The organism is Agarilytica rhodophyticola, assembly GCF_002157225.2.
Classification (GTDB): domain Bacteria; phylum Pseudomonadota; class Gammaproteobacteria; order Pseudomonadales; family Cellvibrionaceae; genus Agarilytica; species Agarilytica rhodophyticola.
In genome coordinates this window covers 129,018-154,575 of record NZ_CP020038.1, presented here as the reverse complement: position 1 = coordinate 154,575, position 25,558 = coordinate 129,018, and the positions used below count along the sequence as shown (strand labels likewise).

Sequence of the window (25,558 nt, the reverse complement as noted above, 5' to 3'; positions counted from 1 at the left end):
TGCGTGTCTGCTATACAGTCAGGACACAATAAAAGTGCATTGTTTTTAAAAACAGACAAACGCACGTGAACAAATGTCTTCTACTACTAGCGCTTTGGGCCAGTTTGGTTAGGCATTCATTGCTTCGGCAAGCTTAGCCAAACGACCGCGTGCAGATCCGTCGATAACGGTATCGCCCGCACGAATTAATGCACCGCCGATAAGACTTTCGTCTATGGTGGTTTTTAACTCAACGTCACGGTCTAATTTCGCTTTTAAGGTTGTCGCAAGTTTTTGCTCAAGATCGGAAGAAATCTCAAACGCCGTTTGAATCTCGACGTCGACTGTCTTTTCTTGATTGGCTTTGTATAACGCGAATAATTCATAAACTTGGGCAAGTAACCCCAGTCGATTGTTAACCGCTAACACGTTAATAAAATTAACCTGTTGTTGGTTAAGCACATCACCGCAAACTTCGCCAAACTTAAGGCCTTTATCTGTGCTTGTCAGATTCGGCGAAGACAACATGGCTTTCACGCTGGCATCCATTGAGACTGACGCTGCTTGAGCCAAAGCTGTTTGCCAACCTTGCAGGTCTTTAGCTGCTCGCGCATATTCAAACGCAGCTTTAGCATAAGGTCGAGCGAGAGTAATTAGTTCTGCCATTTAGCCCTCGCTTAAAGATCTGCGGCAAGTTTTTCGAGCATTGCGTTGTGCGCACTTGCATCGACAGAAGCACCAAGAATTTTTTCAGCACCGCTCAACGCAAGTACAGCCACTTTGCCACGCAATTCTTCGCGTGCTTGACTGACAGAGCGCTCAACTTCAGCTTCCGCCTGTGCTTTAACACGGTCTGCTTCTGCTGTTGCTGCATCTTTCGCTTCTTCAACGATTTGCGTCGCACGCTTGTTGGCTTGCTCAACAATAGTCGCTGCTTGATCTTTCGCTTCTTTTAATAATTCGGCCGCTTTCTTTTTGGCAAGTTTCAGGTCTTTGTCTGCATTGTCAGCAGCTTGAAGACCATCAGCGATACGCTTTTCTCTCTCTTCCATTACTCCTAAAAGAGCAGGCCATACAAACTTCATGCAGAAAAAAACGAACACCAAAAAGGTCAGAGATTGACCGATAAGTGTTAAATTAAGATTCACACCAACACCTCACGAATTCAAATGTGTTTTAGATGGGTGTTCTTACAGACCAGGCGCTACAGCGAAGATCAAGTACATACCAATACCAACACCGATCATTGGAACCGCATCTAACAGGCCAGCCATAAGAAACATTTTACCTTGCAGTGCAGGTGCTTGCTCTGGTTGACGCGCAGAAGACTCAAGAAGCTTGCCACCTAAAGCGCCGAAGCCGAATGCAGTACCAAGAGCTGCCAGACCGATAAGAATAGCTGCCGCCATATAAACGATTGCTTGTTCCATGTTTACTCCTATTGAAATATAAAAAAATAAATAAAGTTAAAATGTAAAATGAAAAATTCTTAATGTTGTTCGTCGTGAGAATCGAATGCCATTCCCATATATACGATGGTTAACACCATAAAAATAAACGCTTGCAAGGTAATCACGAGGATGTGGAACACCGCCCATGCCCATTGCAAAATGCCTCCCATCACGCCAAACACCAAGCCTAAACTAAACAGAATAGCAATCAGAATAAAGATTACCTCACCTGCATACATATTGCCGAACAGACGTAGACCTAGAGATACAGGCTTCGCTACTAGCGCTATGGTTTCAAGAACAGTGTTAATAGGGATGAGAAGAATATTGAGATACCACTTTTCCTTAGGTGCAAAGAACGGGTGACAAGTAAGCTCTTTAATAAAGCCCCACACGCCTTTTTCACGGCAGCTAAAGAAGATCATCATGCCGAAAACAGTAAACGACATACCAATGGTTGCATTGGGATCGGTTGTTGGTACCACTTTAAAAAATATATGGGAATCACCACTGACGACAGCTGCAGCATGAGGTAGCCAATCAACAGGAACTAGATCCATTAGGTTCATCAGGAACACCCAACAGAAAATCGTTAGCCCTAATGGGCCGACTAGGCGGCTTTTGTAGTGAAATAATTCTTGTGACGTAGTGTTGACAAAGTCAACAATCAACTCGACAAAGCTCTGTATGCCGGTAGGTTTGTCTGTCGTCGCATTTTTAGCAACGCGATAAAAAACAAAGCTGAAAATTAAACCTAACACCACACTCCAGCCGAGTGTATCTAAGTGAAAAGCATTAAAGCCCATTTGCGCTGCTTCTTCAGAGCAATGAGCAAGTGTCCATACATCATTCTCAACAACTGATCCATCACAATGTTTTGCACCTGCAGACAATTTACCGTATGTCATATTTTGCAAATGGTGCTGTATATATCCGGTAGTGGTTAGTGCTTCGCCGCTTTCACTTGCCATAGTGTACCGTCAAACCTATTTCTTTTAATTTGATTTTGGCTGGCTGCGCATCTTTACGATTTTTGCCGCAACAAACCACTGTAATACGATCATAAAACTAAAACCCACAAATAGAGCAGGGCTATGTATTGGTTTAACAAAGCGATAAACCAAAATGAAACCCAATGCTGCTAATACGAGTTTTCCCGATTCTCCAGAACTAAAAGACCGTGCTATTAATGGCGCGTACTCAGCACCACTGTAGCGAAATGCATAGTGGACAAAGTAAAGGTTTGGAATAATGTAGATTAAACTCCCCAGAACAAAAGAATAAGCTATACCGACATCATTTATTGCTAGTAAAGAACCCACTAGAGTCAACAAAGACAGTTGATATTTTGCGCTATACCAAACGGGGGATGTCACGATCAGATCACCCTTAACCTATATTTTAGTAACGTTCTTTGCGCTACTTTATAATGAATTGAGCTTCATAAACTGCGCATCTATCTTACTTATTTAGAATAGCTGGCTTACAAATCAGCCGATAAGATCAAGACCTAAACCAAAGTTTGAGCCTGCTTAATAATTCTCAATAAACTACATTAGAGAAGGCTTTTAAAAGACACTATTGCTAAAACGCAAATACTTCGCTTAATTCAACATGTTTCTCTTAAGTTTTACTATGTAAGTTTTACTGCAAAAGAAACAATGTTTTTTACCTTATACACCCTTTTCAGCTTGCATGATATTTAGCCGTCGGTCAGGCGAAGGCGATTATAGGGAGTATGCCTTCGAGTATCAACTATTATGCCCGCTTTGTTGCGTGATCTGTCGAAATAATTGTTCCAGCTGAGATAGCAAAATTTTATTCTACTTTGCCCAAGCAGGATCATAGATAATGTTAGAGCAAATGACGGAATCGAACAGTCATATTGGCGCATTTAGAACTAACAAAGTCGGAAATTTGGCATCGATATTTAAGTTTAGAGCCTGTTAAGACTAATTAAGCTACACCTGCTGGTAAGCATTTTTTCGAGTAGCTAGGCAATACAAACGCCGTTTAGTTATTCTCGGCAATTGCTCCTCGGCTCTGGCTACCTCGACAAATGCTCCTGCTTTGTTCTAATACGCTACGTCCTTGCAGCTATGCTTCGCCCTGCCTTACATATCCTTATGTTCGTGCATTGCTCTAATTACCTGTATCTATACAGGCATAAATGAGTGTGTGTTAACAGGCCCTAGGCAGAACTATTTATAACGTGTTTTCGTTTATGAGCAAATACTGTCGCTTCTATTTATCTCCTTCCATCTCCGACTTTTGCCAACTTATACCTAGCACTTGTTTGACCAACCTATTAGTGTTATTCCTCCTAGCCAACACATCACCTCGTATCCAAGAGTACATTTAATGAAGTTCGCAGCAGCACTTTGTGTTCTACCAGCAATATTTGTCGTCGCTTGTGGCGGCGGTGGAAGTGAGAGCAGCAATAGTAATAACTCACAGACTGTGACGATCCAAGGCAAAGTCACTTATGACTTTGTTCCTCATACAAGCGGCGGAGCCTTAGATTACAATAACACCTCAAGACGTCCAGTCCCCTCGGCTAGGATTCAGCTACTTGATTCAGACGGTAATACTTTAGATGGTAGCAGTACCGATGCTGACGGTAACTATCAGGCCGAAGTCCCTGCTAATGCAGAAGTACGTGTGCGTGTCCTGGCTCAATTTGATAGCCAATTTGCCAATATCAGTGTTACCGATAATACTCGAGGCAACGCCTTATATGTGCTTGATGGCGAACTAAGAAATAGCGGTAACAGCAATTCGAATCGAGACCTCCACGCTGCCTCGGGTTGGACCGGATCAGGTTATGGTAACGAGCGGGCGGCAGCACCTTTTGCCATCCTCGACTCCGTGTACCAGGCAGTAAAGTTAGTACAGACCGCAGATTCCAATGTTTCCCTTCCTGCGTTGGAGATGCGCTGGAGTGTCAACAATATTGCGGTGGTCTCGCAAAATGCTGCCAGCGGCAGAATCGGTACCTCAAAATTTGATGGCACTAATATATTTATTTTGGGGCATGAAGATAATGATACTGACGAGTACGACCGTTCCGTCATTCAACATGAATTTGGCCACTATTTAGAGCGCACACTATTTCGACTCGATAGTGAAGGTGGCAGGCATTCTCGCCGGGATCAATTAGACTCTCGCGTTGCCTTCAGTGAAGGCTGGTCTAACGCCTTTGCAGCAATGGCATCTAGCTCTACAACTTATCAAGATTCTATGCGCAAAGCTCAAGCTTCGGGTTTTCGTTACTCACTTGAGAATAATACCATTGCCAATCTTGGCTGGTATAGCGAGAATTCTGTCAGCCAAATTGTCTATGATATATATGATAGTGATAGCGACAGCAGCGACAACATTAGCTTGGGCTTTACACCGATATATCAAGCAATGCGCTCCGACGAATACCGCAGAGGGACAGCTGTAACGAATATATATTCATTTACGGATGCGTTGAAAAATCGCCTGCCGATCAATGATGCAGGCGCTATCGATGATCTGATGGAAGCCAACGATATTTTCGGCACAGGGCCCTTCGGCATTGGAGAAACCAATAATGGTGGCCAATCTATTAGTTTACCGGTGTATCATGAACTAAGTGTCGGCGCCAAAGTGAACTTATGCAGCGATAAAGTCCCTCAGGTCTTTAATGGTATAGGTGTCAGACGCCTTGTCAGACTGAATATCAGCCAAAACGACGACTATACTATCCGAGCAGAAAAGACGAGAGGGCGGATAAATACCAACCCCAATATGCGTATTTATAGAAACGGCAGTCAAATTTTAGAGCTGGACAGCTCAGTAGTAGATATCGAGAGCCGAGATGACGTACAGCTCGACGCTGGCGACTATCTTATCGAGTTGTTTGACTTGAATAATATGACTTTTGGCTCAAACCCAGGTGGTCTTTCGTGCTTTGACCTGAGTATAAATTAAGAGAATATCTGATGAAGAAATTACACCTTTTACCCTTACTTACCGCATTTGTCTTCACGGGATTTGATACTTTTGCCGATGTTAAACACGCCCACCAGCATTATCAAAAACCCGGCGCAGCAATTAGACTGGCCCAGCCTCAATCGATTACGCTAGATCCATACTCACAGAAAACCGTCGAAATCTCATTTAATACACCCCCTAACAGGAGAGTTGGTACTCACACACAAACCTAAACCGGGTATTACTGCCGATGCTTCAACTAACGAATGGAAATTTGATTTAAACTCTGGACAACCTAAGATTTCACTTGATGTAAGTAGTAATGAAGCAGGGCAGTATCACATTATGTTTCACGCACAGATAAGTCATGCAGGTCAAAATAGTTCCCGCGTGTTTGGTATTCCCGTTTATGTTGGTGACCAAAGTAGCCCTGCGATTCAGAAAAAGCACCCGGAAGTTATTTCAATGAAAGCGCAAGAGACCGTTAACTAAATTAAGTCGAGACTAAGGATTGTTGAGGTCGGTGACTATTTTAATACCTTATCAAACAACCTCTTTATAGGGTTTCTCTTATTCTTGTATTTATCCCTCAGCTCAAGTAGCTCAGGGTGCTCAGGCGACAACTCAAGTCCAATCGTTACATGCCTCAGGCCTTGTCTATATTCTTTTCTATTAAAAGCCTGAGTTGCCAACTCAGTATATTTCTCAACCACACTATCAAGCCCCTTGAGCGCTACTCCATTTTCTGGCTCTATTGCTAGCACTAACTTGTAGTAATAAATAGCGTTGTCGCCCTTAGGCCGATTTAATTGAGTTTTTTCAAAGCGCTCTGCAGCCAGTTGGATATAACGTTTTACCAAACGCTCATCCACATCATTCAGGCCTTCTAGCGCTTCCTCACTGTCAGCCTCCAACGTGAGGATTTGGTTGAAATAATAGCGAGCATTGTCGAATTCTGGCTGTATCAAACGATCTTCAGACAAACTTTGCTCAGCCTTATCCAGCAATAACTTTATTTCCCGTTCGGTCTCACTTTCATAAGTGACTAAGTAAACCAATAACAACAATACCGCCCCACCGAAACCAAATATAAACGCTTTTTTATATTGCTTTATTCTCAGTACAATGCCCTCGATATCGACACTTGGGAAAAAAGCAGACCGAATCATAGTTGCATCATTATCACCCGGACTTTCATTTAAAAGAGCATCAATAGCGGCTATTAACTCATCGACTGTGCTGAAACGTTGATCTGCTTGTTTGGCCAACATTTTTTTAAGAAGAGCTTGGTATTTCTTCTCAACAGGTGCGTTTTCAACAATTGGTTTCTCTGTGTGGTTTATTGCAGTCGCAGCAAAATTATTTCCTTTAAACGGGTTTTCACCTACGAACAACTCTAAAAGAACAACGCCTAAACTGTAAATGTCGGATCGCTGATCCAAATGTCTGCCACATATTTGCTCGGGGCTACTATAAGATGGGCTTCCCACGGAGCTACCTGCTTGCGTGAGGTCGGTATCGATAGATAAGTTTTTTGCGATACCAAAATCTGACAACGCTACAGAGCCATCTTCACGAAAAAGAATATTCGCCGGCTTTATATCTCGATGAATAATGTCATTTTGGTGGACAATACTTAAGCCTTCAGCAACTTGCCTTATCAAATTTAAAGCGTAGCGCTCGTCAACTTTCTCTATTTTTAGCTGATTTAAGTCACCGCCAACTAAGTACTCCATCGATATAAATGGGCGGCCATCTTCCAAGTGTGAAACATCATAGATGGTAACAATTCTAGGGTGGCTTAAAGCGGCAATAGTGTGGGCCTCAGAGAAAAACCGATCTTTAGCGCTGGGATCACTGAAGTCTGAAAGCACTTTTATTGCAACCCGCCGGTTTAGGGATTCCTGAATGGCGAGATACACTGTCGCCATGCCCCCCTTACCTAATAGGTTATGTATGGTGTAGCCTGGAATTAATATAGATTCAGTCATTGGCAGATACTGCAATAAAGCGATTCTGGACGTATAGATTTAAAGATAATATAACAAATAGTATGGCTTTGGTTCTGTTTACGGTAAATCCTGGGCCAATCAGTATTATCAGTCATCTATATCCCTTTGGGGCAATTATCACTACAAAAATTACCTCCAAATCTTAACAACCCCGACTAAGTCTCATACTGTCACTTATTTAAACTAGCTATTGCCATACAAGAAGTCATTTCAGCACTAGTTCAGGACTCACCAGCTAACTTTTATGCCATATTCAACAAATGTCCGAGCAGTACAAGTGTTACTTGCAGGTATCGGAAAACACCATTTCGGCTAACTATCCGGCAATTGAAGTAAACTCGGCAGGAATACGCAGAATGAAACTACCTGCAGGACACACACTATGTCGCTATATTCAGCTTACCTTAAGTAGTGACCATATCCTATATCAGAGCCTGGGGTAACGCACGAGACTCGATTCTAGTCAGAACAGAAAACCAATCGAACTATTTAACTCTTTACCCTAATAAGGAGTTTAGTTATGAAATTACCATTTACATGATGATTGTTGGCTAGCATCACTGTATTGGCAGTGATTACCACAGAAGCACAGAGAACATCTTATTGATTACTCTGCACTGAGGCACTTGTCCTAATCGCGAAGATAAAGTAGAAGAAGGCTGGCTTGATCTTATTGCGCGCTGAATTGTTAAATCTCTATCGAGCATGTTTACAAGCTCTATTTGCTTACGTAACACTTTAGCCTAAATTAAAATGTTGCTTAATCAAAAAATGATAGCTCCCCCCCACAGGAATAGATATCTCTTTTTCAGTACTCATATTTAATGATAAGCCTTTGTCTTTTTTAACAATTTCACATACTTTATCAAGGTCAACAATAAAGCTACGATGGACACGCTTAAAGCTATTAATAAATAACGTATTGCCCAAATCCGATAATGACAAATTACACAAGTACTCACCACTATCTGTATGCAGGGAACAGTAATGTCCTTCCGCTTTAATATAAATCACATCTTCTAAATCCACTAAAAGAATACTGTTATTTTTATAAACTGGCAGCTTTTTAATAAGTAAAGGCTCGCTAGCAGCCTTCGATGTTTCGGGAATTCCCGAAGCCACATCAGTGAGATCATAAAAAACCATACACGTGCCTATCGCCACTTTCTCACCGTACATTTTACTAACTTTAATCATCAAAAGCCGATCGATAGCATTGATCATCATCGATACAGGAGGCGGTGAATCCATTGGGCACTGTGACTCTTTCAAAAGCATTTGAACCTTTTCTTGGCTTTTGAAAGGATGAAAATTGATGATATTTTTACCTAGAGGCTGCTCTTTTAAACTACCAAGGATATCGATAGCCACTGCATTCATAGCAGTAACTTTATTTTCCTGATCAAGCCAAACAATGCCCGGATCAAATTGTTGTAGTTTATATTGAAGAGTTTCCAACGAGGCCTCTCTTACTCACTTTTAAACATTTATTTTTAATGGATGAAAATTATATGACTATTGTAGATTCACAATAGTCATATTCAGTTTAACCCAGTGAGGGAAGTCGCCACACAGTATCCGTTTAGCATCAAAAATTTGCAACCTTTTCTACAAACTGCCTATGTTTTTCACAACTAATCAGACAGTAGTAGGAGCACGAACACACTCGACATAGAGTGTCATCTTACTCTGCATATAATTAAAAATATCATTAAATAAAGTATGCTATATAAACTATTGCCAACCAAAAAATAAGGCCCGTAAAACCAGCTCTCCAACTATCGATTTGAGCATCGGATTTAAATACTTTTTTCAGAATTAGATATCCTGGAAGCTTTACAGCATATTGGAAAAAAACTTCCACAACAAAATGCCACAACATTCTGAATATACCGCCTGCCAATTCTCCAGCTATTCAACGAGAGGCATATAAGCACTCCTCCTTGTTATTTGGCACATTAAAAAATTTTGCGCAGAGTGCCCCTTATGACATTCTAATATAGAAGACTTACAAACTTAATAAATAGTACATACTTATAGTTTTGTTGACAGCCATATGGCAATTTTAGTTGAGCTCTTAACTAAGCCAAAGATTGGCTTGTAGATTAAAGAATTTTTACCAAGACTCTCACCTATACTTTGGTGGCGTTCTTCATCAGCTCTGATACTAAGTACCGCATTATATGTTTCTTCATCGTGTTCTTTCAAAAATTTTAGTTGCCATTCTAAATGGTGCAACACTGTAGATTCAATGGCATTAGTGCAAACCCATATAGCATTACGCCCTAGTATCGCGGTAAAAAAACCAAGTATACAACCACTAGATACCCAAAACCACAAGGCATAGCAAGATCGCGTAGCACGTTTTTTAAGTAAGCTATCAAAAATTTCGAAATGCTGATTTTCATGAGATAGCATTTCTTCTAATTCTAGAACGATATCTTTATAAAAAAACTTAGCGACAAATAATTGAGCTTTATAAATATTAATAGCACCTAACTCTCCAGCATGATCTACACGAATAATCCTTTCAATTTCTCTCTTATATTCGATTTTTTAGTTCCTTTGGGATTGTTCTATGTCATACGTATTTTTAGCGGCACAAATTTAACCTGCTTCGGTAGTACCTTCGACCATGTAACAAACTGGGATAGTTACGTTAATAATCTATAAACCGAATACAGACTGCTCTACTTAAATTTCATTTTCCGCTATAACTTCAGTTTCTTGTTTTGACTCAGCTATAAGCCATCTTGGCAACGAGCCTAGCCTAGCTGTTTACTCTTAATTACTTAAACAAGTCTCTAACTTTTTTTCCTATAGCAATAGGGTCAGAGTCTTTATCGATGCATACGGAAACGTGCCCTGAAGGAATCTGAAAGACATATTGGAAGAAATTGCCATATTTGATTAACAGATAATCTAAACCACCACAATCAAGATTACCTCTTTGTGAAGCTGCTGTAAGCATTACTGGATTAACAATTAACTCTTCGTACTTATCCGATTCAGAGCTGCTCGCACCGTCTGTATTTTCCTTTGATTTTTTTTCTAATTTTCCATTTTGATAGATAGCGACATACCTGACATCATGTGAAATTTTAAATATATTTTCGATCATTAATTTCTCACGCTTGGGTTTTATAAAGCTAATGGATAAAATACTACATCATAATTATAAAAGGACACAGGGTTTTTCTTTTAAAGATCACGCACTCAGCACTTTATCATGTATTTGCACCTTTGCCTCTATGAAAAACTGCTATTTTGTTACCGTCTAAATCACGGAAATATGCGGCAAAGTAGGCGCCGTTATTTCTAGGACCAGGTTCGCCTTCGCATTTTGAATTTAGGCTAAGCGCAAGCTCATATATATCTTTGACAAGGCGATCGCTATCTACTTTTAATGCGAGCATGGTGCCATTGCCAAAAGTAGCTACATCATTATTGTGAGGTTTAGTTATCGCAAGTTTGGTGCTTGATTCTGGGAATTCGTAAAATACAACGCTATCGGTTTTAGCAATCTGTTTAGCACTAAGCAGAGCTAGAACTCTGTCATAGTATTGTATAGCTAAATCGAGGTTGTTCGTTCCAAGTGTTAAATGTGAAATCACTTTCTGTATCTCCTAGAGGTATAACGTACTATAAACAAAGCTTTACTTATTAGAATATTACATCTCTCATTGACGAAATTCTTTTATCACAAAGTTTATAAAACTTCTGACTTTAGGCGTCATATTTTTATACCGATAATATATCATAGATAATTGTCGTTCACCCAAATGCCAATCAGATAACACTCTAAGCAAAGTACCAGATTCAAGATCTTTTTTAAGAAGTATTTCGGGCTGAATAATGATACCTAACCCAGATTTAGCGGCACTAAGCAAAGCATAACCATTGTTCACGGTAATCATACTTTGAGCTTTATGCTCTACTATATTTTCATCGTTATAAAATTTTAGTGGTGTATCAGCAGTTTTGGTAAAGCTTATCACCTCATGTTCTTTAAGATTTGTAGGGTGAATAGGTGTGCCATGTTTGGCTAAATATTCGGGCGCAGCACAGACCACCATTTTATAAGGCATTAGGATTCGTTGAATGATACGACTATCTGGGATAGGCCCAATTCGAAACGCAATATCGATACCTTCTTCAACGATATCCAGATTCTGATCAGTCAACATAAGCTGCAGTTTGACTAAAGGTGATAACTGCCGATATCGCTTTAATGCTGGCATCAACATTGTTGTCGCAAAGGTGACCGGTGCCGTAATGTTCAATACACCTTGCGCTTCACTCGATTGCGCTTCCGCCTCCATTTCAGTAATAGCCACTCGTTCGAGTATGTCCTTACATTGCTCAAAATAGTTTTTGCCGAAGTCCGTTAAACTCTGCCGACGCGTTGTCCTGTTAAGTATGCGGGTACCAAGCCTAGCTTCTAAAGCAGCAATATGCTGACCAACCATAGCCGGAGTTAATTTCAGCTGCGCTGCCGCCGAACTCATAGAACCGGCTTCTACAGTCGTGACAAAGGCTTTCATTGACTGAAAAAGATCCATTTGATAGTAATACTTTAAAGTAATTAAAGAAATTCACTAATTATAAACTCAAAGAAGTTAATTATCATACTTGTTCAGTAACTTATTATTGAAGGTATTATGATCAATTCACGATTTTGTAATAAGAGTATTCTTATCACCGGTGCTGGTACGGGTATGGGCAAGGCTACAGCACTAAGGCTAGCGAGAGAGGGTGCTCAATTAGCGCTATTAGGACGAAGAGAAGAACCCTTACAACAGCTTGCATCACGGATTGAATCACTTGGGGGGAGCTGTATGATTTTGCCTTGCGACATAACAGATATAGCGTCGCTGGCTAAGTCAATGCAGCGCATCAAAAAGTCATTTGGCAAACTGCATGGCGTATTTGCAAATGCCGGCGTATTAGGGGATTTATGCCCCGTATCAGACGTCACACAAAACCAAGTAGATAGTGTAGTCAACACCAACGTAAAAGGAACACTGGCAACAATACAACAATCTTTATCAGTAATGGACTCCGGTGCCATTGTGATAAACGCTTCGTGGACGGCATCTGCAGTTATGCCTGGAGCAGGCGCTTATGCAGCAACCAAAGGGGCACTATTGAGCTTGATGACAACTCTTGCTGTGGAGCAAGGTCAGCATAACATAAGGGTCAACGCAATTAGCCCAGGTATAATTTTAACGCCAATGGCCGATGAAGTTCTCGATCCAGACTTATCAATAAAGTTGGCGAATCAAGCCGCCTTAAAGCGCAATGGAACACCTGAAGACGTATCTGGAACTGTTGCATGGTTACTATCCGATGACGCAGTTTACGTTAGCGGTCAGAATATAACGATAGATGGCGGTTATACGATTGGAGGGGTAAGGTTATAAACAGTGGCGCCTCTTACGGCGCCCAGTCAACTTAACTTGTTACATATAGTTAGTGTTTAATTGTAAAACCATCTACTGGTATATTTTCTATGTAGTCTGGATGGTACATATCTATGTAGACTGAATAAGTTTTGTTTTTACATTTAACATCATATAAGTCCATCATGAATCCATATGGGCTAATACCTACACTCCCCACTCGCGAAAAACTTTTGACTGCACGGCCGTCAGGGCAGATCAATCGCTTTAAATAATCTCTTTGCCCCTGGGGACCATCCGCTTTAATCGGATTGCTTGCTGATATTCCGAGAGGATGTTGAGATATATTTGCATAATTCGGTTTCACACAACTCTTTCCACTTAATTCCGGAATTTCACAGCCATCCATTTTCTGCTGAGTAGCCGTGCACCCATACAGTGAAGTAACCGTTAATATAAAAAGTAATGCCTTCATCATCTTCCTTTAAATGTAATAACTTTAGTGTAGATAACAGCTTACAGCGAATTGTACGCATCGTAGACAATAACTTTTTTCCATAAATGCTGAGCATCTTTCACAAATTTTAGGTGGACAGGCTCTTTCTGATATTTATCTTGATCTTCTTTGCTGGAAAACGTCAATACCAATGCATAAGTGTATGAACTATCAACCACTTCTCGTTCACTGGGCGCAGCAGTGCCAATAAATTTGCTTTTAACATATTTAGAATTATCGATAAACGTTGTTAAATGCTTCTCGAAAGCCTTTCGATCTTGCTCACTGTTAGGTTTTTTCAACCAAAAATATACACTATGTAAAAACCCACCAGATCCAATAACCGTCTGCTTACTTGGCTTTTCTTCAGCTATAGCATTGAGTGACAAACTCAGTGTTGCACACAAAAATAAACTGCTCCAAAAATTATTTTTTTTTCCAAACATAGAATTAAATCCCCATTTTTAATCAGCTGTTAAAATAACGAACAAAGTCCGAAAATAAACAAAACGCTGCTAACTGTCAATCTCTTGTCCGATTGGTTTGATTCCACTATTTTTTCGCGGAAGTCTAAAAATATCACGCTCTAAGCCATCGGGGAATTTACATCGATTACTCTTTACGCCACCAAGCTTTGTAACAAGATTACGTGCGGGTAGGTTTTCATCATTCATATACGTTTCTACGTAATGCCAATTAAACTCAGAGTAGGCATATTCAATTGCAGCTTTGGATGCTTCAATAGCATAGCCTTTGCTACGTGCACAGGGAAGTAGCCACCACGTTAGTTCTGTTGGCCAGCCCTTACCTTTCCAAAATCCACATGTACCAACAAAACTATTTGTCTCTTTTTCTTTGAGCACCCACACACCAAATCCCAGCAAATACCAGGAGCCTAGGTCTGCTTTGAGCCTAGCCCAAATTTGCTCATCTGAAAGTGGGCCGCCATAGAAGTGAGAAGCTTGCTGACTCGAATAAAATTTCAAATAGGTGGAAAATGCGTCTTGGCTTGGGGCGAGAAGCAACAAACGCTCCGTTTCTAGAGAAGGAATTTTCATTTAGATGAACACCTGAAATTTAATATATGAAAATAATAATTAAGCGCCAGCTTGCGAGTGCCCTAACTCATTTGTTAAGTAATTAATGCCACACAATTTTACACTGAAATATAAGTTCCTTCCTCATCTTCTTGAACGAGGATCAAAAAGTCGATGTATAAGGAAACGATTTGTTCTTGTTCATTCACCCCCCAAAAAGCGGGATATGCACCATCACCAAAACCACTACTTGTAATTACACAATCGTGCTGATCTGACATGGACACCACTTTCGGCTGACCAGAAAGACACCATTCGCCAAACAATCTTTCTTTTTCAATTCGGCTACAATCCAGAAGGTTAGCAACATCAAAAATCGCAAGATTTCCTGCATCGACCCCATAAACACCATTACCACTTGGTGTATTTGCTGCATACCATTTTACTGGTACTTCATCCTTACAAAATTTTACTCTAATTCCAGCAACCCGGTTATGAATTGTGACTGTTTCTACTGGGTATTCACCAGGACTTACTTTTTTATGTAGAGGCTCAAAATCGTAAATGTCATATCCGAAATCTAAAATTCCCAAGATACCTGAGCTAACTCGAAACCTTCCTACTTCCTCCAATTTTGCAATACCTTCTAGGTTAGCAAGTTTGATATGCCTATCTTTTTGAAAAAGAATATTTTCATTGAGATTTAAGTTTTCTTGTCGATCAATAAAAGGGGCACTTTGCATGCTAAGTGCTAATGTATCAGTATGCTTATTACGGTCTATAACAGGTTCTTTAGGAGGATAAAACAAGGTAAATATGCTTGATATTAACCAGCCACTACTTTCATCTCTTTTCAGATCGTAAGCATGGTAACTTAATGAATTCAATTCTTCGTCATACATTTCAGTATAAACTTGAGCTAAGTCTCCTTGAACATCGCATTCGGTGATTTTTTCCCATTGGAGATCATGATCTGCTTTTGACCCAAATGAATTTCTTGAATCCGAACGGCTACCACTTATAAAATGCGCTACTTCCAACTCTGATACAAGTTTTCCCCAATATTCAAAATCAACATTGTCCCCCATTTTCTTTTGCGCAGTAGACCATTGATCATGCCAGTGCAAAATAAAGACATTAACTCGCTCTTCAGGGGAGCTTAAAGCAGCACTATAATCTCTCTTGTTCTTGGAGGTACTCATAATATCTTTAATATACGAAGCTGATTGATTTTCTATGTTATAGACATTCTGTAAAAATACATACTTAAATAAGTAAAGCCTTTTGGGTACTTTGTACAGATATACGTATTAATCCTATCTCGATTCTGAGCTAGGAAATTTTTTCTTTTTACCAAACACACCTACCCAGAATAGCCCCTCAAAAATCACTCCAAGAATAATAAATGCGATACCCCCCACGGGAACACCGAAAACGTAGCAGGCTATTGCAGTAAAAAAACATCCAATGGTTAGCGCCACCCTAACTAATCTATTCATTTAATATCCTCTATTTTTATCTATATGGATGAGCAATTATTTCCATGCGGGCTACTAATACCTAATTTTGTTACATTTTATTTTACTTAAACATCCAAAGACCAACCCAATCCGTGTGGTGTTGTTGTCAGTCAGCGTTGTCAGCAAGATAACGAACTCTTACTTTTTTATCAGCAACAATACTTGTAATAACAGTGGATAACATTGAATCGAATGCTGCGCTTTCAGTTCTCACGGCCGCAGATCCACCTTCTTCGTAGTTTACCCATAAGTGGGCAACAGATTCGTTCAACTGCGATGTACCGATAAAATAGTTTCGAATCTTTTTGTCACATTCTGTTACAGCATTTGCGAAACTGAAAGGGAAAAAAATCAACAACAATAAAATACTTCTTAAATTCATTATTTACCTCTATCTACAATAGTGAAACCTAATATGCATATAGGTCGTTACTTATTTTGTCGCGAACAGTCACAAACCACATAAATTTGAGAGACAAGTAGGGGCAAACAGGGAAGGTCTCCTGGAAGGGGTACTTAGACGGAAACTTTCCCTTTACTATTTCTCCAAGTAGTAATAATTTAACTTTCCGCGCTGCAATAATACAAGGAGTTGTAACAACATGGAACCATCTTCTTATCTTAATCCTATTGAATCCTGCATATGCAAATTGCTAGGTAAGTTGTAGGTTGAATTCTGGTATTAAGGTGGCAGTTATTGCACGTCGAACTGACCTAGGATTTGAGTAGCATCAACCATGGTATCGATATCGCTATGATAGCGCTTATGATTGACTTCTAGCTTGATAACTTTATCGGGATTTTTTTCGATAAGTTTGCGACAGCCCAGGTGCACTCCTTCGCTATCAACGTTCATGGCTTGTTCTGTGGTGAGAAAAATAGGATTGCCTCTTTGCCCTTGGTGGTAGGGAACGAGTATTGTCTTTTCTTTATTTTCATCAACCACTGTTTGGATAAACTTGGTATGTAGGTAGGTGAGATCATCAGGTGTGAGTAAGGGCTGATCGCCCAGCCCAACCACAATATAAAGATTATGCTTGGCAATAGCTTGTAGACCGCAGCGAAGAGAACTGAGCTGGCCTTGTTGGAAGTTGGAATTAAAAACAATATCAAGGTCTAAACCAGCCAATGCTTCGCGCACTTGCGCGTGCTGGTGACCAACCACAACGGTAATGTGTTCGATGCCTGCACCGCTATAATTGCTTACCACATGGCGTATCATAGGTTTACCCTGAACAGGAATAAGTAGTTTATTTATCGCTCCCATTCGTTGGGATAAGCCTGCAGCAAGAATAATGGCACTGACATTTTTCATAGCATTTTTGCCTTAGGCTTTACTACAACAGGATGTCACAGAAACTGCTGGCTTTTTAGGTTTTATATTGGTATCGAGGCTTTGTTGTATTCTTCGATTTTTAAGCTCGACCACTTTTGCCATAATAGACAAGGCAATTTCTGAGTGGCTAATAGCACCAATATCAATACCTGCCCGAGCGCTAATTTTTTGTATCGTTTGCTCACTGGCTCCCATCTCCTGTAAACGTTTGATAAGTGCCTTAGCTTTCTTATTGCTGGCGACCAGTAATACATGCTCAGGGTCATAATTTAAAGCATTTTGTATAGCCTCAATATCACCTGTACCTTGAGTGGCAATAATAGCAACACGAAATTGTCCACCGAGTTTTTCATTAGGGTAGGGCAGGGACTTTTGCCAAGCAAAACTCATGGCTAAATCTTCACTGTATTTGGCAATACTCTCAGCCACAGGTGTTTGGCCATACAGCAATATTGCCTGCTCATTGGCAATTGGTTCTAGGAAAATATCCACTGTCCCTTCACTGGCACAGTGAGAAGGGTAGCAGGGCATATAACTAACAAAAGCATGTTCGGGGCAGACTCGAATAGTAATAGCTTTGTTATCTTGCAATATTTTTGGCGCTAGTTTTTTAACAACACTCTGACAACATCCTCCTCCTATCCAGCCCGATAAGTTTCCATCTGGGGTAATAATGGCTTTATCCCCAATATTGGCAGAGGTGGAGTTTTCGGTATTAATAACATTAGCGAGAATACATGGCGTTTGCTGCTCTTCTGCCGCAAGTAACTGATGGTACATCTGCTTGTTAACCGACATTAGCCACCCCCTGATGAGTTGGATTATGCGCTTGTGCCATAAGCTCAGTTAAATCATAAAGGCAACGAAAATTATGAACAGGAAGTAGATGGTCGATATAGGGTAGAGCACCTTTTAGCGCAGCAGTTTCCACCTGATATTCATTATCTTTCATTAAGGGCGATAGCCAAATAATACTGCGATAGCGCTTTTTTAAGGCTTTTAAACGCTGCTGCAATTCTGCCGCAGGGTCGGTATCAAGTCCGTCACTGTGAATAATAAAATGGTGGATACTCCGATTACCAGCCCGACTATTGGCCACGCCGCGTTTTTGCAGCTCGGCGATGCTGTGGGCAATACGTGTTCCACCACCCCAAGTCGTGTTCAGTAAAGCGAGCTGAGTTTTTACCTTGTGCAACTGATGTTCTCTAAGGGCGCTGGAAATATCCACCAGGCGAGTATTGAAAATAAACACACGGGTATCTGGCAGAGTGCGCATAATTGCCAGTGAAAAAACTAAAAAAGCATTACTGTAACCGGACATCGACCGACTGACATCCACCAGCACAGTAAAACGTGGAAGGATTTTGGGCTTCTTGCGCCAAACCAGCTGAAATAAGTCACCGCTATGTTTCAAGTTATGCTGAATACTTTGGCGCAAATCAATCTGCTCTCCTGCATGGGCTTTTACTTGTTTACGCAATTTTTTGGCGAGCAATCGCGCTAACTGGTGGCAGCTTTCAGTAAAACGCTGGAGCATGCCTTCATCTTCTAAAAAACCAAAGTCGATGTGTTCATTCAGTTCTTTAGCCGAGGCCAAGTCAGACATGGCTTGGCTAGCTCCAGCCTGGGTCTCCTGTTTCTCCTTAGGGCTAGCGTGCTTACCAAGTTGATCCGTATCACCTTCGGACATGATCTTGGCAGCGGCTTTACTCGATTGAGACCTTTGCTTCACTCCTGTTACCTTGCCTTTGTTCATCCAAAACTCAGCATATATCTGATCAAAGTTATGCCACTGCTGTTTGTTCTTACAGAGTAAAGTGCGCAGGGCATTTTGGAAATGGAAGCGATCGTTGAAGTTATTTTCCGCCAACAAGGTTTGGGCAATTTTTTGTAAATTAACATCCACCTGAAAGCCATAGGCGGCCAGGTGGCGAATAAAAATCACCAACTTTTCTTGCATAGCCCTTAGCTGATGACGATCGAACTGCAAGTCAAGTTGATCGCTCATACTACTGTGCTCACCACTTTATTGAGGGTAATAGAGTCTAGCGTTTCCCGATCTTCCTGATATTTCAGCAGACACACTAGCGAATCATGGAGGCTAGATAGGTCTTGATCGAGGCTGCGAAAACCCAAATTCATCAATGCTTCAGCCCAGTCTAGAGTTTCGGCAATTCCTGGTACTTTGCGTAATTGCATACGCCGCAACTTTTGCACGAAGCGCACTAGCTGCTCAGTAAGTGCTTTATCCAAATGGGGTAACTGCAAATGGACGATCCGTAATTCATCCTCAACGCTCGGGTAATCAATATAGTGATATAAACAGCGCCTGCGTAAGGCATCACTTAGTTCACGGCTCGCATTAGATGTCAGAATCACATAGGGTTTAGTGCTGGCCTTTATAGAGCCTAGCTCTGGAATGGTAATCTGGTATTCCCCTAAAACTTCCAGGAGAAAAGCTTCAAATTCATCGTCCGCCCGGTCAATCTCATCGATGAGCAGAATAGGGGATTTGGGTTGACGTATGGCCTCTAATAGCGGCCTTGCTAACAGATATTTCTCGCTGTAGATGGCATCTTCAATAGCGTCGACGGACTGGCCTTCTAACAATTTAATGCTGAGTAGTTGACGCTGGTAGTTCCATTCGTAAACGCTCTGGTTAAGGTTCAAGCCTTCATGACACTGCAAACGAATAAGCTTTGTAGCCAAGACTTCACTGAGGCATTTGGCCAGGGAAGTCTTACCAACACCGGCTTCCCCTTCTAGCAATAAAGGTCGGTTAAGACGGTACATTAGATAAAGGCTAAAGCTTAAACTTTTCGAAGCTAGATATCCCTGGGCTGCAAGGCCATCCGCTAGAGTTTTCTCGCTGAAGCCCTGCTCAGTACCACCCGATGCTTCCATCATTATTTTTTGCCACCGAAGAGTTTCTTGATCATATTGATAACGATGGAAAACGCGAAGGCGATACCACTCATCTTTTGTGGCTGCTGTTGCAAGCGCTCTTGGGCGGCTTGCGCTTCAGCACTATCACCACCACGAGCTAGAACATGATCTTGATAACGGATACCAAACTGATCCAGTAATTGATCTGCAATCTGCCCAATCATGCGGCTACCAAAGGCCGCCAATTTGCCTCGCACTTGGAAGGTGGAATCGCCGATCAAGTCAAAACCTTGAGAGGTTTCGACAATCTGTGCGGTCAGTTTCATCTCTGCTGAGGAGGTACCCTTAGAGTCTTGCCCCGAGCCTGTCATCTGCAAAATCCGCTGGTGGTGATCTTGATTTTCAATGGTGATTTTGCCGTTGAAGGACATGCTGATGGGGCCAACCGCTATCTCTACAACCGCAAGGTAGTTATTCTCATCCTGCCTTTCGGTAACACGCCCTCCGGGGAAACAACCCGCTAATAGATCGATGTCCTGGAGAATTACCCAGCCATCGTCGGCGCTGGCGGCAACGCTGAATTCTTTGTGCACAAACATGCCGTTGTCATCTTCAACAATAGATTCGGGCATTGCCTCCCTATTCGTTGCTGGTGCCGCGTCATTGGCGTGTTCAGTAAAATCCGCACTTACCTTTTTTATCATGGCTTCAGCAGCAGCAGATAACTGTGAATCGGCCAGCCCCAAGGCATTAATTTGTTGCCATACACGATGAGCCGTATGGGGCATATCCAAATGGGTGACACCTAGATGGGCAAAAGCATCACTAACCGCTGAAGTAAAGCAGGGGATACTGCCAACATGAGGAGACTCGGCCACACCTTTCGCACCAATCGGATGATGAGGCGAAGGGGTGATGGTATGGTCTGTTTCCCAATGGGGAGTCTCTACTGCTGTCGGCACAAAGTAATCCATAAAGGTATTGCCCAAGATATTGCCATCTTTATCAAAGGGTAGCTCTTGACCAAAGGCCACAGCAAAGCCTTCGGTTAACCCGCCATGGATTTGCCCTTCAATAATCATGGGGTTAATGCGAGTACCGCAGTCATCAAGGGCATAAAAACGTCTAACTTTGGTTTCCCCTGTGCCTTTATCAATATCCACTACACAGATATATGCACCATAGGGATAGGTAAAGTTTGGCGGATCATAGTAGTACACAGCCTCTAAACCCGGCTCCATACCATCGGGCAGGGTGTTATAGGAAGCAGCGGCAATTTCGGCCATGGTTTTTTCAAGGCCGGGGGCTCCCTTCACCGCAAACTTATCCCCTTGCCATTCTAGGTCGTCGGCGGAAACTTCTAATAGATGGGCTGCAATTTTCTTAGCTTTGTCGCGGATAATACGGGAAGCCTTAGCCACCGCAGCACCGGCGACCGGGGTCGAGCGGGAACCATAAGTACCCAGGCCATATGGGGCGGTATCAGTATCGCCTTCTTCGATTGTGATTACGTCGGAATGGATACCTAACTCAGTAGCAATAATCTGGGCGTAGGTGGTAGCGTGGCCTTGCCCCTGAGTAATCGTCCCCATTCTGGCCATAATACTGCCGTCGGGGTGCATACGAATCTCGGCACTATCAAACATGCCGACACCGAGAATGTCGCAGTTGCGGGTAGGGCCAGCGCCAACAATTTCCGTAAAGGTACAGACACCAATCCCCATTAACTCTCCCTGCGCCCTTTTTTCCGCTTGTTCTTTTAGCAAGGCAGGATAGTCAACCGCGTCCATTACTTTTTGCAAAGCATAGTGGTAATTGCCACTGTCTAGCTGCCAACCTAAGGGCGTATCGTAGGGGAATTGCTCAGGCTTAACGAAATTTCTCATGCGAATTTCAGCCAGAGATACGCCGATCTTTCTGGCGAGTAAATCCATCGTCCGCTCGATCACATAGACCGCTTCAGTAACGCGAAAAGAGCAGCGGTAAGCGACACCGCCCGGTGCTTTGTTGGTATAAACACCCACCACATTCAAGTAGGCCTGGGGTACATGATAAGAGCCTGTGCATATGCTCATAAAACCCGCGGGCCATTTGGTTGGCTGAGCTTGTGAATTAAACGCACCGTGATCACCCAGCACATTGACTCGCAGAGCTTTAATTATGCCGTTTTCATCGGCGGCAATTTCACCACTCATAAAGTAGTCCCGTGCCCAAGCCGTAGTGGACAAGTGCTCTGTGCGATTTTCCACAAACTTCACTGGAACACCCAACACTATTGAGGCAACAATCGACACCACATAGCCAGGATAAATACCCACCTTATTACCGAAACCACCACCAATATCGGGAGAGACAATGCGCACTTTACTCTCAGGAATACCCGATAAGGACGACACCACCGTGCGCACAACATGGGGCGCTTGGGAGGTGAGATAAACGGTCAAATTACCTTTAACAGGATCAAAAGCCGCGACACTGCCACAGGTTTCCAAGGGTGTTGGGTGTACCCTGGGATAGTACATATCTTCTTTTACTACCACCGGAGCGCGAGAAAAAATATCATCGGTATCTTGCTTATCACCCACCTCCCATTGAAAGATTTTATTAGGATGTGGGCTTTGCCCTGCAATACCGTCAGCACTAGCACCATCACCACTAACTAGATCGGGCCTAACAATGGGCGCGTCTGCATCCATGGCTTTGTAAGGATCTACCATAGGCGGAAGAATTTCGTATTCTACTTCCACTAATTCCAAAGCATCTGCCGCTATATAGCGGTCATCCGCCACCACAGCAGCCACTTCTTGGTACTGAAAATGGACTTTTTCATCCGCCAATACCGCTTGTTGATCACCGGCCAAAGTCGGCATCCAATGGAGGCTTAAAGGCTTTAAGTCGTCGGCAGTCAGCACCGCATGCACGCCGGGCAGGGCGAGCGCTTTTTCTTTATTAATCGAGATAATTTTGGCGTGGGCATAAGGGCTGCGAACCATATCCACAAACAGCATGCCAGGCAGTTTTATATCATCGACATATTGCCCTTTGCCTTGCACGAACTTCGGATCTTCCTTGCGCCGTCTGGCACAACCGACCCCCTGTACTTTGTTAGCTACTGGGTCTATTTTTTCCTCGACCACTTCACTTGCTTCTGCTTGAGTATTCATGAGGAGCCCTTCTTTTTATTATTCTGCTGTCGCTACTTCTTTTAGGTTTTTACTGGCCGTCATTACGGCTTTAATAATGTTTTGATAACCCGTACAACGGCATAAGTTACCGGATAAGCCCCAGCGGATTTCCTCTTCCGTTGGCTCGGGATTTTCCTGCAGAAATCGGTAGGCCCGCATCATCATTCCTGTAGTGCAAAAACCGCACTGTAAACCGTGTTCTTGGATAAAAGCCGCCTGCACCGCATGCAGGCCTTTATCATCGGCCAAGCCTTCCACAGTTACGATATTTTTGCCTGCCGCTTGCACCGCTAATAGCGTGCAGGATTTAACAGACTCACCATCAATATCAACCGTACAAACACCACAGTGGGAAGTGTCACAGCCAATATGCGTACCCGTCATATTGAGTTTTTCTCTAATTGCGTGGACCAGCAGCGTTCGATCTTCTACTTCTACCTCAGCAGTTTTGCCATTGAGCTTAAAGCTTATTTTTTTATGAGACATAGGTTTTTGGGACATGGGTTTTTGAGACATGGGAGCCACCTTATCGGCTTTTAAGCCATAGCATCGTCGAGTGCCCGTCTTAACATTTCACCGGCCATGTTAGTTTTATATTGGCTATCACCGCGCTGATCTTTAGCGGGTTCACAGGCTTGCATAGCAAGGTGCACAGCCGCGTTAATGCTGTCCTCAGAAATAGAGGTGGAATTGAGCAGATACTCTGCCTGCTCTGCACGGAAAGATTTCGGCCCTAAATTAGTCAAAGCAATGCGCACTTCACGACATTGATTGCCTTCTTTAACTAAGGTCAGAGCACAGGCCGCAGTGGCGAAATCTCCGGTTTTACGTTTTAACTTGCGAAAGCCAAAAGGCCGCGAGGCCACAGAAAGGGGGATACTGATACGAGTTAGTAATTCACCTTCTTGCAGAGCGGTTTGATAAGTGCCGAGAAAAAAATTATCCGCCTTAACCAAACGAGTACCTTGTGCAGAAGCCAAATGAAAGGTGGCATCTAAGGCCAACATGACGGAGGGGTGATCATTCCCCGGATCACCGTGGGCAATATCTCCACCAATAGTACCGCGATTTCTTACTTGAGGATCGGCTATTAGACGCGTAGCTTCCACCAATAAAGGGCATAACTTCTTTAACTCTGGGTGGTTAAGAATGCTTGTTTCTGTCGTGGTAGCGCCAATATCAATAACCTTATCCTTTACGGTAACTCCCTTTAATGCATCAATACCCGCCAAATCAATAAGTTGCTTAGGCTCAGCAAAACGGAATTTCATCATTGGCAATAAACTGTGGCCACCAGCTAAAACTTTTGCTTGCTTGCCATAGGTATCGAATAGTGAGAACACCTGCTCTAAATCAGAAGGCGCATGATAAGTAAAATTGGATGGGATCATAATTCACTCCGCGCATGGATCAGGTTCTATTAAGAATTAAGATGGAACTGCGGCCCTGAATAATGACTTTTTTTAACATCCCCAGAAGGGCAGATTCAAATACCAATTCCTCAATAGGGTGGTTGAAAGCATGAATGGGGGTAATCTTTGCATGGAGGAATTATGAGGGTATCTTGACTGGGGAAATAGATGTGACAGCTGAGGAGACTTAGACGCCAGACGTCAAAGGGTATTCTATATTTTTATGTGGCCTAATTAAGTGAGCGTTTTGGTTCTAACCCCAAATGAATTAGCACCAGAAACCCGGTGCATCATAAGAGAATAAAAGATCTATACGCCGGCCCCAAGTACTAAAACAACGACCACGGCGCCGGTCACACTTAGATTGAAGCCGCAGCTCTAGCAGCTTGATCATAAAGACCTGACAGTGATCTGAGAGTTGCTGCAATAGAAGAAAGCTCTTCCGAGTTTTTTTCTATATTCGTCAAGCCCGAGACTAAACAATGCTCACGGATTTCGCGGTATTCATCACACAGCTCCTTGCCCGCAGGAGTTGTAGCATAATACATCTCCTTACCTCGCTTTGAGCCTACAATTAAACCAAGTTTTGCCAGCCTCTTGAGGGAATAATTTACCGTGTGAGTATCTTCAATGTTGAGCATAAAACAGATATCTATGCGGCGCTGCTCATTATCTCGATAATGAATATTATGCAAAACCAAAACATCGATTGGATTAAGATCCTGCTGGCCTGCGGCGGCAGCACACCTGATCATCCACTTTGTAAAGGCGTTATAAAAAATGGTCAGGCCAAACTCAACCTCAGACAACGGCCAGCCCTCTTCTGTTGCCAAGTTACGAGACGATACAATTTTTCTATTTTGATCCATATTATAAAAGCAC

General features: G+C 42.3%; 29 protein-coding genes. 4 read left to right on the top strand and 25 right to left on the bottom strand.

Features of this window, described 5'->3' with window-relative positions; all coding sequences use genetic code 11:
- Positions 1 to 108 precede the first annotated feature (108 nt).
- From BVC89_RS00690 to BVC89_RS00670, 5 genes are read right to left on the bottom strand one after another with little or no spacing between them, the layout of a single operon-like run.
- Positions 109 to 645: a F0F1 ATP synthase subunit delta gene (locus BVC89_RS00690; protein ID WP_086929384.1), complete on the bottom strand. Its 537-nt coding sequence runs from the start codon at positions 643 to 645 to the stop codon at positions 109 to 111.
- 11 nt (positions 646 to 656) lie between these two features.
- Positions 657 to 1,127, bottom strand: a complete 471-nt coding sequence (locus tag BVC89_RS00685) for a F0F1 ATP synthase subunit B (RefSeq protein ID WP_086929383.1) — start codon at positions 1,125 to 1,127, stop codon at positions 657 to 659.
- A gap of 42 nt (positions 1,128 to 1,169) precedes the next feature.
- Positions 1,170 to 1,409, bottom strand: a complete 240-nt coding sequence (gene atpE / locus BVC89_RS00680; protein WP_086929382.1) for a F0F1 ATP synthase subunit C — start codon at positions 1,407 to 1,409, stop codon at positions 1,170 to 1,172.
- Positions 1,410 to 1,468: 59 nt separating this feature from the next.
- On the bottom strand, positions 1,469 to 2,401 hold the full coding sequence (gene atpB, locus BVC89_RS00675; RefSeq protein WP_086929381.1) for a F0F1 ATP synthase subunit A: 933 nt from the start codon (positions 2,399 to 2,401) through the stop codon (positions 1,469 to 1,471).
- 24 nt (positions 2,402 to 2,425) lie between these two features.
- Positions 2,426 to 2,806 carry an ATP synthase subunit I gene (locus BVC89_RS00670; protein WP_245929271.1) on the bottom strand — a complete coding sequence of 127 codons (381 nt, stop codon included), beginning with the start codon at positions 2,804 to 2,806 and terminating at the stop codon, positions 2,426 to 2,428.
- Between the two features lie 985 nt (positions 2,807 to 3,791).
- On the opposite strand from BVC89_RS00670, the gene BVC89_RS00665 reads away from it, so the two are divergent.
- From BVC89_RS00665 to BVC89_RS00655, 3 genes are read left to right on the top strand one after another with little or no spacing between them, the layout of a single operon-like run.
- Positions 3,792 to 5,387: a carboxypeptidase-like regulatory domain-containing protein gene (locus BVC89_RS00665; protein WP_086929380.1), complete on the top strand. Its 1,596-nt coding sequence runs from the start codon at positions 3,792 to 3,794 to the stop codon at positions 5,385 to 5,387.
- A gap of 11 nt (positions 5,388 to 5,398) precedes the next feature.
- Positions 5,399 to 5,623, top strand: coding sequence for a hypothetical protein (locus BVC89_RS00660; RefSeq protein ID WP_086929379.1), 225 nt, complete (start codon positions 5,399 to 5,401; stop codon positions 5,621 to 5,623).
- Positions 5,601 to 5,882 carry a hypothetical protein gene (locus tag BVC89_RS00655; RefSeq protein ID WP_086929378.1) on the top strand — a complete coding sequence of 94 codons (282 nt, stop codon included), beginning with the start codon at positions 5,601 to 5,603 and terminating at the stop codon, positions 5,880 to 5,882. Before BVC89_RS00660 ends, BVC89_RS00655 begins: the two co-directional genes overlap by 23 nt.
- Positions 5,883 to 5,917: 35 nt before the next feature.
- On the opposite strand, the gene BVC89_RS00650 is transcribed toward BVC89_RS00655, so the two are convergent.
- The 6 genes from BVC89_RS00650 to BVC89_RS00625 form a co-directional block, all read right to left on the bottom strand.
- Positions 5,918 to 7,381, bottom strand: coding sequence for a serine/threonine protein kinase (locus BVC89_RS00650; protein ID WP_086929377.1), 1,464 nt, complete (start codon positions 7,379 to 7,381; stop codon positions 5,918 to 5,920).
- Positions 7,382 to 8,140: 759 nt separating this feature from the next.
- On the bottom strand, positions 8,141 to 8,860 hold the full coding sequence (locus tag BVC89_RS00645; RefSeq protein WP_086929376.1) for a PAS domain-containing transcriptional regulator: 720 nt from the start codon (positions 8,858 to 8,860) through the stop codon (positions 8,141 to 8,143).
- Positions 8,861 to 9,436: 576 nt separating this feature from the next.
- Positions 9,437 to 9,928, bottom strand: coding sequence for a demethoxyubiquinone hydroxylase family protein (locus tag BVC89_RS00640; protein WP_342752236.1), 492 nt, complete (start codon positions 9,926 to 9,928; stop codon positions 9,437 to 9,439).
- A 262-nt stretch (positions 9,929 to 10,190) separates the two neighbouring features.
- On the bottom strand, positions 10,191 to 10,523 hold the full coding sequence (locus BVC89_RS00635; protein ID WP_216825067.1) for a hypothetical protein: 333 nt from the start codon (positions 10,521 to 10,523) through the stop codon (positions 10,191 to 10,193).
- Positions 10,524 to 10,629: 106 nt separating this feature from the next.
- A complete protein-coding gene (locus tag BVC89_RS00630) occupies positions 10,630 to 11,016 on the bottom strand; it encodes a VOC family protein (protein WP_086929373.1) in 387 nt (128 codons plus the stop codon).
- Between the two features lie 66 nt (positions 11,017 to 11,082).
- The gene (locus tag BVC89_RS00625; protein ID WP_216825066.1) at positions 11,083 to 11,946 is read right to left on the bottom strand and encodes a LysR family transcriptional regulator; all 864 of its coding nucleotides are present in this window, start codon (positions 11,944 to 11,946) and stop codon (positions 11,083 to 11,085) included.
- A 117-nt stretch (positions 11,947 to 12,063) separates the two neighbouring features.
- Here BVC89_RS00625 and BVC89_RS00620 point away from each other — a divergent pair, with 117 nt between their 5' ends.
- Positions 12,064 to 12,825 (top strand): SDR family NAD(P)-dependent oxidoreductase, encoded by a 762-nt coding sequence (locus BVC89_RS00620; RefSeq protein WP_086929371.1) that lies wholly within the window; start codon positions 12,064 to 12,066, stop codon positions 12,823 to 12,825.
- 49 nt (positions 12,826 to 12,874) lie between these two features.
- Here the strand turns inward: BVC89_RS00620 and BVC89_RS00615 are convergent, their stop codons facing one another.
- The 14 genes from BVC89_RS00615 to BVC89_RS00550 form a co-directional block, all read right to left on the bottom strand.
- Complete coding sequence (locus BVC89_RS00615) at positions 12,875 to 13,282, bottom strand: hypothetical protein (RefSeq protein ID WP_158657727.1); 408 nt, start codon at positions 13,280 to 13,282, stop codon at positions 12,875 to 12,877.
- A gap of 38 nt (positions 13,283 to 13,320) precedes the next feature.
- The gene (locus BVC89_RS00610; protein ID WP_086929369.1) at positions 13,321 to 13,746 is read right to left on the bottom strand and encodes a Dabb family protein; all 426 of its coding nucleotides are present in this window, start codon (positions 13,744 to 13,746) and stop codon (positions 13,321 to 13,323) included.
- A 69-nt stretch (positions 13,747 to 13,815) separates the two neighbouring features.
- A complete protein-coding gene (locus tag BVC89_RS00605) occupies positions 13,816 to 14,358 on the bottom strand; it encodes a GNAT family N-acetyltransferase (RefSeq protein ID WP_086929368.1) in 543 nt (180 codons plus the stop codon).
- 98 nt (positions 14,359 to 14,456) lie between these two features.
- Positions 14,457 to 15,539, bottom strand: coding sequence for a DUF4241 domain-containing protein (locus tag BVC89_RS00600; protein ID WP_086929367.1), 1,083 nt, complete (start codon positions 15,537 to 15,539; stop codon positions 14,457 to 14,459).
- 114 nt (positions 15,540 to 15,653) lie between these two features.
- Complete coding sequence (locus tag BVC89_RS00595; RefSeq protein ID WP_086929366.1) at positions 15,654 to 15,836, bottom strand: hypothetical protein; 183 nt, start codon at positions 15,834 to 15,836, stop codon at positions 15,654 to 15,656.
- Positions 15,837 to 15,963: 127 nt separating this feature from the next.
- A complete protein-coding gene (locus BVC89_RS00590) occupies positions 15,964 to 16,239 on the bottom strand; it encodes a hypothetical protein (RefSeq protein ID WP_086929365.1) in 276 nt (91 codons plus the stop codon).
- A 312-nt stretch (positions 16,240 to 16,551) separates the two neighbouring features.
- Complete coding sequence (locus tag BVC89_RS00585; protein ID WP_086929364.1) at positions 16,552 to 17,172, bottom strand: nucleotidyltransferase family protein; 621 nt, start codon at positions 17,170 to 17,172, stop codon at positions 16,552 to 16,554.
- A gap of 12 nt (positions 17,173 to 17,184) precedes the next feature.
- Positions 17,185 to 17,991 carry an XdhC family protein gene (locus BVC89_RS00580; protein ID WP_086929363.1) on the bottom strand — a complete coding sequence of 269 codons (807 nt, stop codon included), beginning with the start codon at positions 17,989 to 17,991 and terminating at the stop codon, positions 17,185 to 17,187.
- Positions 17,981 to 19,201 carry a vWA domain-containing protein gene (locus tag BVC89_RS00575; RefSeq protein ID WP_086929362.1) on the bottom strand — a complete coding sequence of 407 codons (1,221 nt, stop codon included), beginning with the start codon at positions 19,199 to 19,201 and terminating at the stop codon, positions 17,981 to 17,983. The genes BVC89_RS00580 and BVC89_RS00575 overlap by 11 nt, the downstream gene beginning before the upstream one ends.
- A complete protein-coding gene (locus BVC89_RS00570; protein ID WP_216825065.1) occupies positions 19,198 to 20,100 on the bottom strand; it encodes an AAA family ATPase in 903 nt (300 codons plus the stop codon). Before BVC89_RS00570 ends, BVC89_RS00575 begins: the two co-directional genes overlap by 4 nt.
- The gene (locus BVC89_RS00565) at positions 20,100 to 23,243 is read right to left on the bottom strand and encodes an aerobic carbon-monoxide dehydrogenase large subunit (protein WP_086929361.1); all 3,144 of its coding nucleotides are present in this window, start codon (positions 23,241 to 23,243) and stop codon (positions 20,100 to 20,102) included. The genes BVC89_RS00570 and BVC89_RS00565 overlap by 1 nt, the downstream gene beginning before the upstream one ends.
- Positions 23,244 to 23,261: 18 nt before the next feature.
- The gene (locus tag BVC89_RS00560) at positions 23,262 to 23,780 is read right to left on the bottom strand and encodes a (2Fe-2S)-binding protein (protein WP_281260977.1); all 519 of its coding nucleotides are present in this window, start codon (positions 23,778 to 23,780) and stop codon (positions 23,262 to 23,264) included.
- Positions 23,781 to 23,800: 20 nt separating this feature from the next.
- Entirely contained in the window at positions 23,801 to 24,655 is an 855-nt protein-coding gene (locus BVC89_RS00555) for an FAD binding domain-containing protein (protein ID WP_086929360.1), read from the bottom strand.
- 380 nt (positions 24,656 to 25,035) lie between these two features.
- Entirely contained in the window at positions 25,036 to 25,545 is a 510-nt protein-coding gene (locus tag BVC89_RS00550; protein ID WP_086929359.1) for a winged helix DNA-binding protein, read from the bottom strand.
- Between the last annotated feature and the right edge of the window lie 13 nt (positions 25,546 to 25,558).

Coding starts and splice junctions, on each gene's coding strand:
- BVC89_RS00690 (WP_086929384.1), bottom strand. CDS start 645: ATGGCAGAACTAATTACTCTCGCTCGACCTTATGCTAAAGCTGCGTTT.
- atpE (WP_086929382.1), bottom strand. CDS start 1,409: ATGGAACAAGCAATCGTTTATATGGCGGCAGCTATTCTTATCGGTCTG.
- atpB (WP_086929381.1), bottom strand. CDS start 2,401: ATGGCAAGTGAAAGCGGCGAAGCACTAACCACTACCGGATATATACAG.
- BVC89_RS00665 (WP_086929380.1), top strand. CDS start 3,792: ATGAAGTTCGCAGCAGCACTTTGTGTTCTACCAGCAATATTTGTCGTC.
- BVC89_RS00660 (WP_086929379.1), top strand. CDS start 5,399: ATGAAGAAATTACACCTTTTACCCTTACTTACCGCATTTGTCTTCACG.
- BVC89_RS00650 (WP_086929377.1), bottom strand. CDS start 7,381: ATGACTGAATCTATATTAATTCCAGGCTACACCATACATAACCTATTA.
- BVC89_RS00635 (WP_216825067.1), bottom strand. CDS start 10,523: ATGATCGAAAATATATTTAAAATTTCACATGATGTCAGGTATGTCGCT.
- BVC89_RS00625 (WP_216825066.1), bottom strand. CDS start 11,946: ATGAAAGCCTTTGTCACGACTGTAGAAGCCGGTTCTATGAGTTCGGCG.
- BVC89_RS00620 (WP_086929371.1), top strand. CDS start 12,064: ATGATCAATTCACGATTTTGTAATAAGAGTATTCTTATCACCGGTGCT.
- BVC89_RS00615 (WP_158657727.1), bottom strand. CDS start 13,282: ATGATGAAGGCATTACTTTTTATATTAACGGTTACTTCACTGTATGGG.
- BVC89_RS00610 (WP_086929369.1), bottom strand. CDS start 13,746: ATGTTTGGAAAAAAAAATAATTTTTGGAGCAGTTTATTTTTGTGTGCA.
- BVC89_RS00605 (WP_086929368.1), bottom strand. CDS start 14,358: ATGAAAATTCCTTCTCTAGAAACGGAGCGTTTGTTGCTTCTCGCCCCA.
- BVC89_RS00600 (WP_086929367.1), bottom strand. CDS start 15,539: ATGAGTACCTCCAAGAACAAGAGAGATTATAGTGCTGCTTTAAGCTCC.
- BVC89_RS00595 (WP_086929366.1), bottom strand. CDS start 15,836: ATGAATAGATTAGTTAGGGTGGCGCTAACCATTGGATGTTTTTTTACT.
- BVC89_RS00590 (WP_086929365.1), bottom strand. CDS start 16,239: ATGAATTTAAGAAGTATTTTATTGTTGTTGATTTTTTTCCCTTTCAGT.
- BVC89_RS00585 (WP_086929364.1), bottom strand. CDS start 17,172: ATGAAAAATGTCAGTGCCATTATTCTTGCTGCAGGCTTATCCCAACGA.
- BVC89_RS00580 (WP_086929363.1), bottom strand. CDS start 17,991: ATGTCGGTTAACAAGCAGATGTACCATCAGTTACTTGCGGCAGAAGAG.
- BVC89_RS00575 (WP_086929362.1), bottom strand. CDS start 19,201: ATGAGCGATCAACTTGACTTGCAGTTCGATCGTCATCAGCTAAGGGCT.
- BVC89_RS00570 (WP_216825065.1), bottom strand. CDS start 20,100: ATGATGGAAGCATCGGGTGGTACTGAGCAGGGCTTCAGCGAGAAAACT.
- BVC89_RS00565 (WP_086929361.1), bottom strand. CDS start 23,243: ATGAATACTCAAGCAGAAGCAAGTGAAGTGGTCGAGGAAAAAATAGAC.
- BVC89_RS00560 (WP_281260977.1), bottom strand. CDS start 23,780: ATGTCTCAAAAACCCATGTCCCAAAAACCTATGTCTCATAAAAAAATA.
- BVC89_RS00555 (WP_086929360.1), bottom strand. CDS start 24,655: ATGATCCCATCCAATTTTACTTATCATGCGCCTTCTGATTTAGAGCAG.
- BVC89_RS00550 (WP_086929359.1), bottom strand. CDS start 25,545: ATGGATCAAAATAGAAAAATTGTATCGTCTCGTAACTTGGCAACAGAA.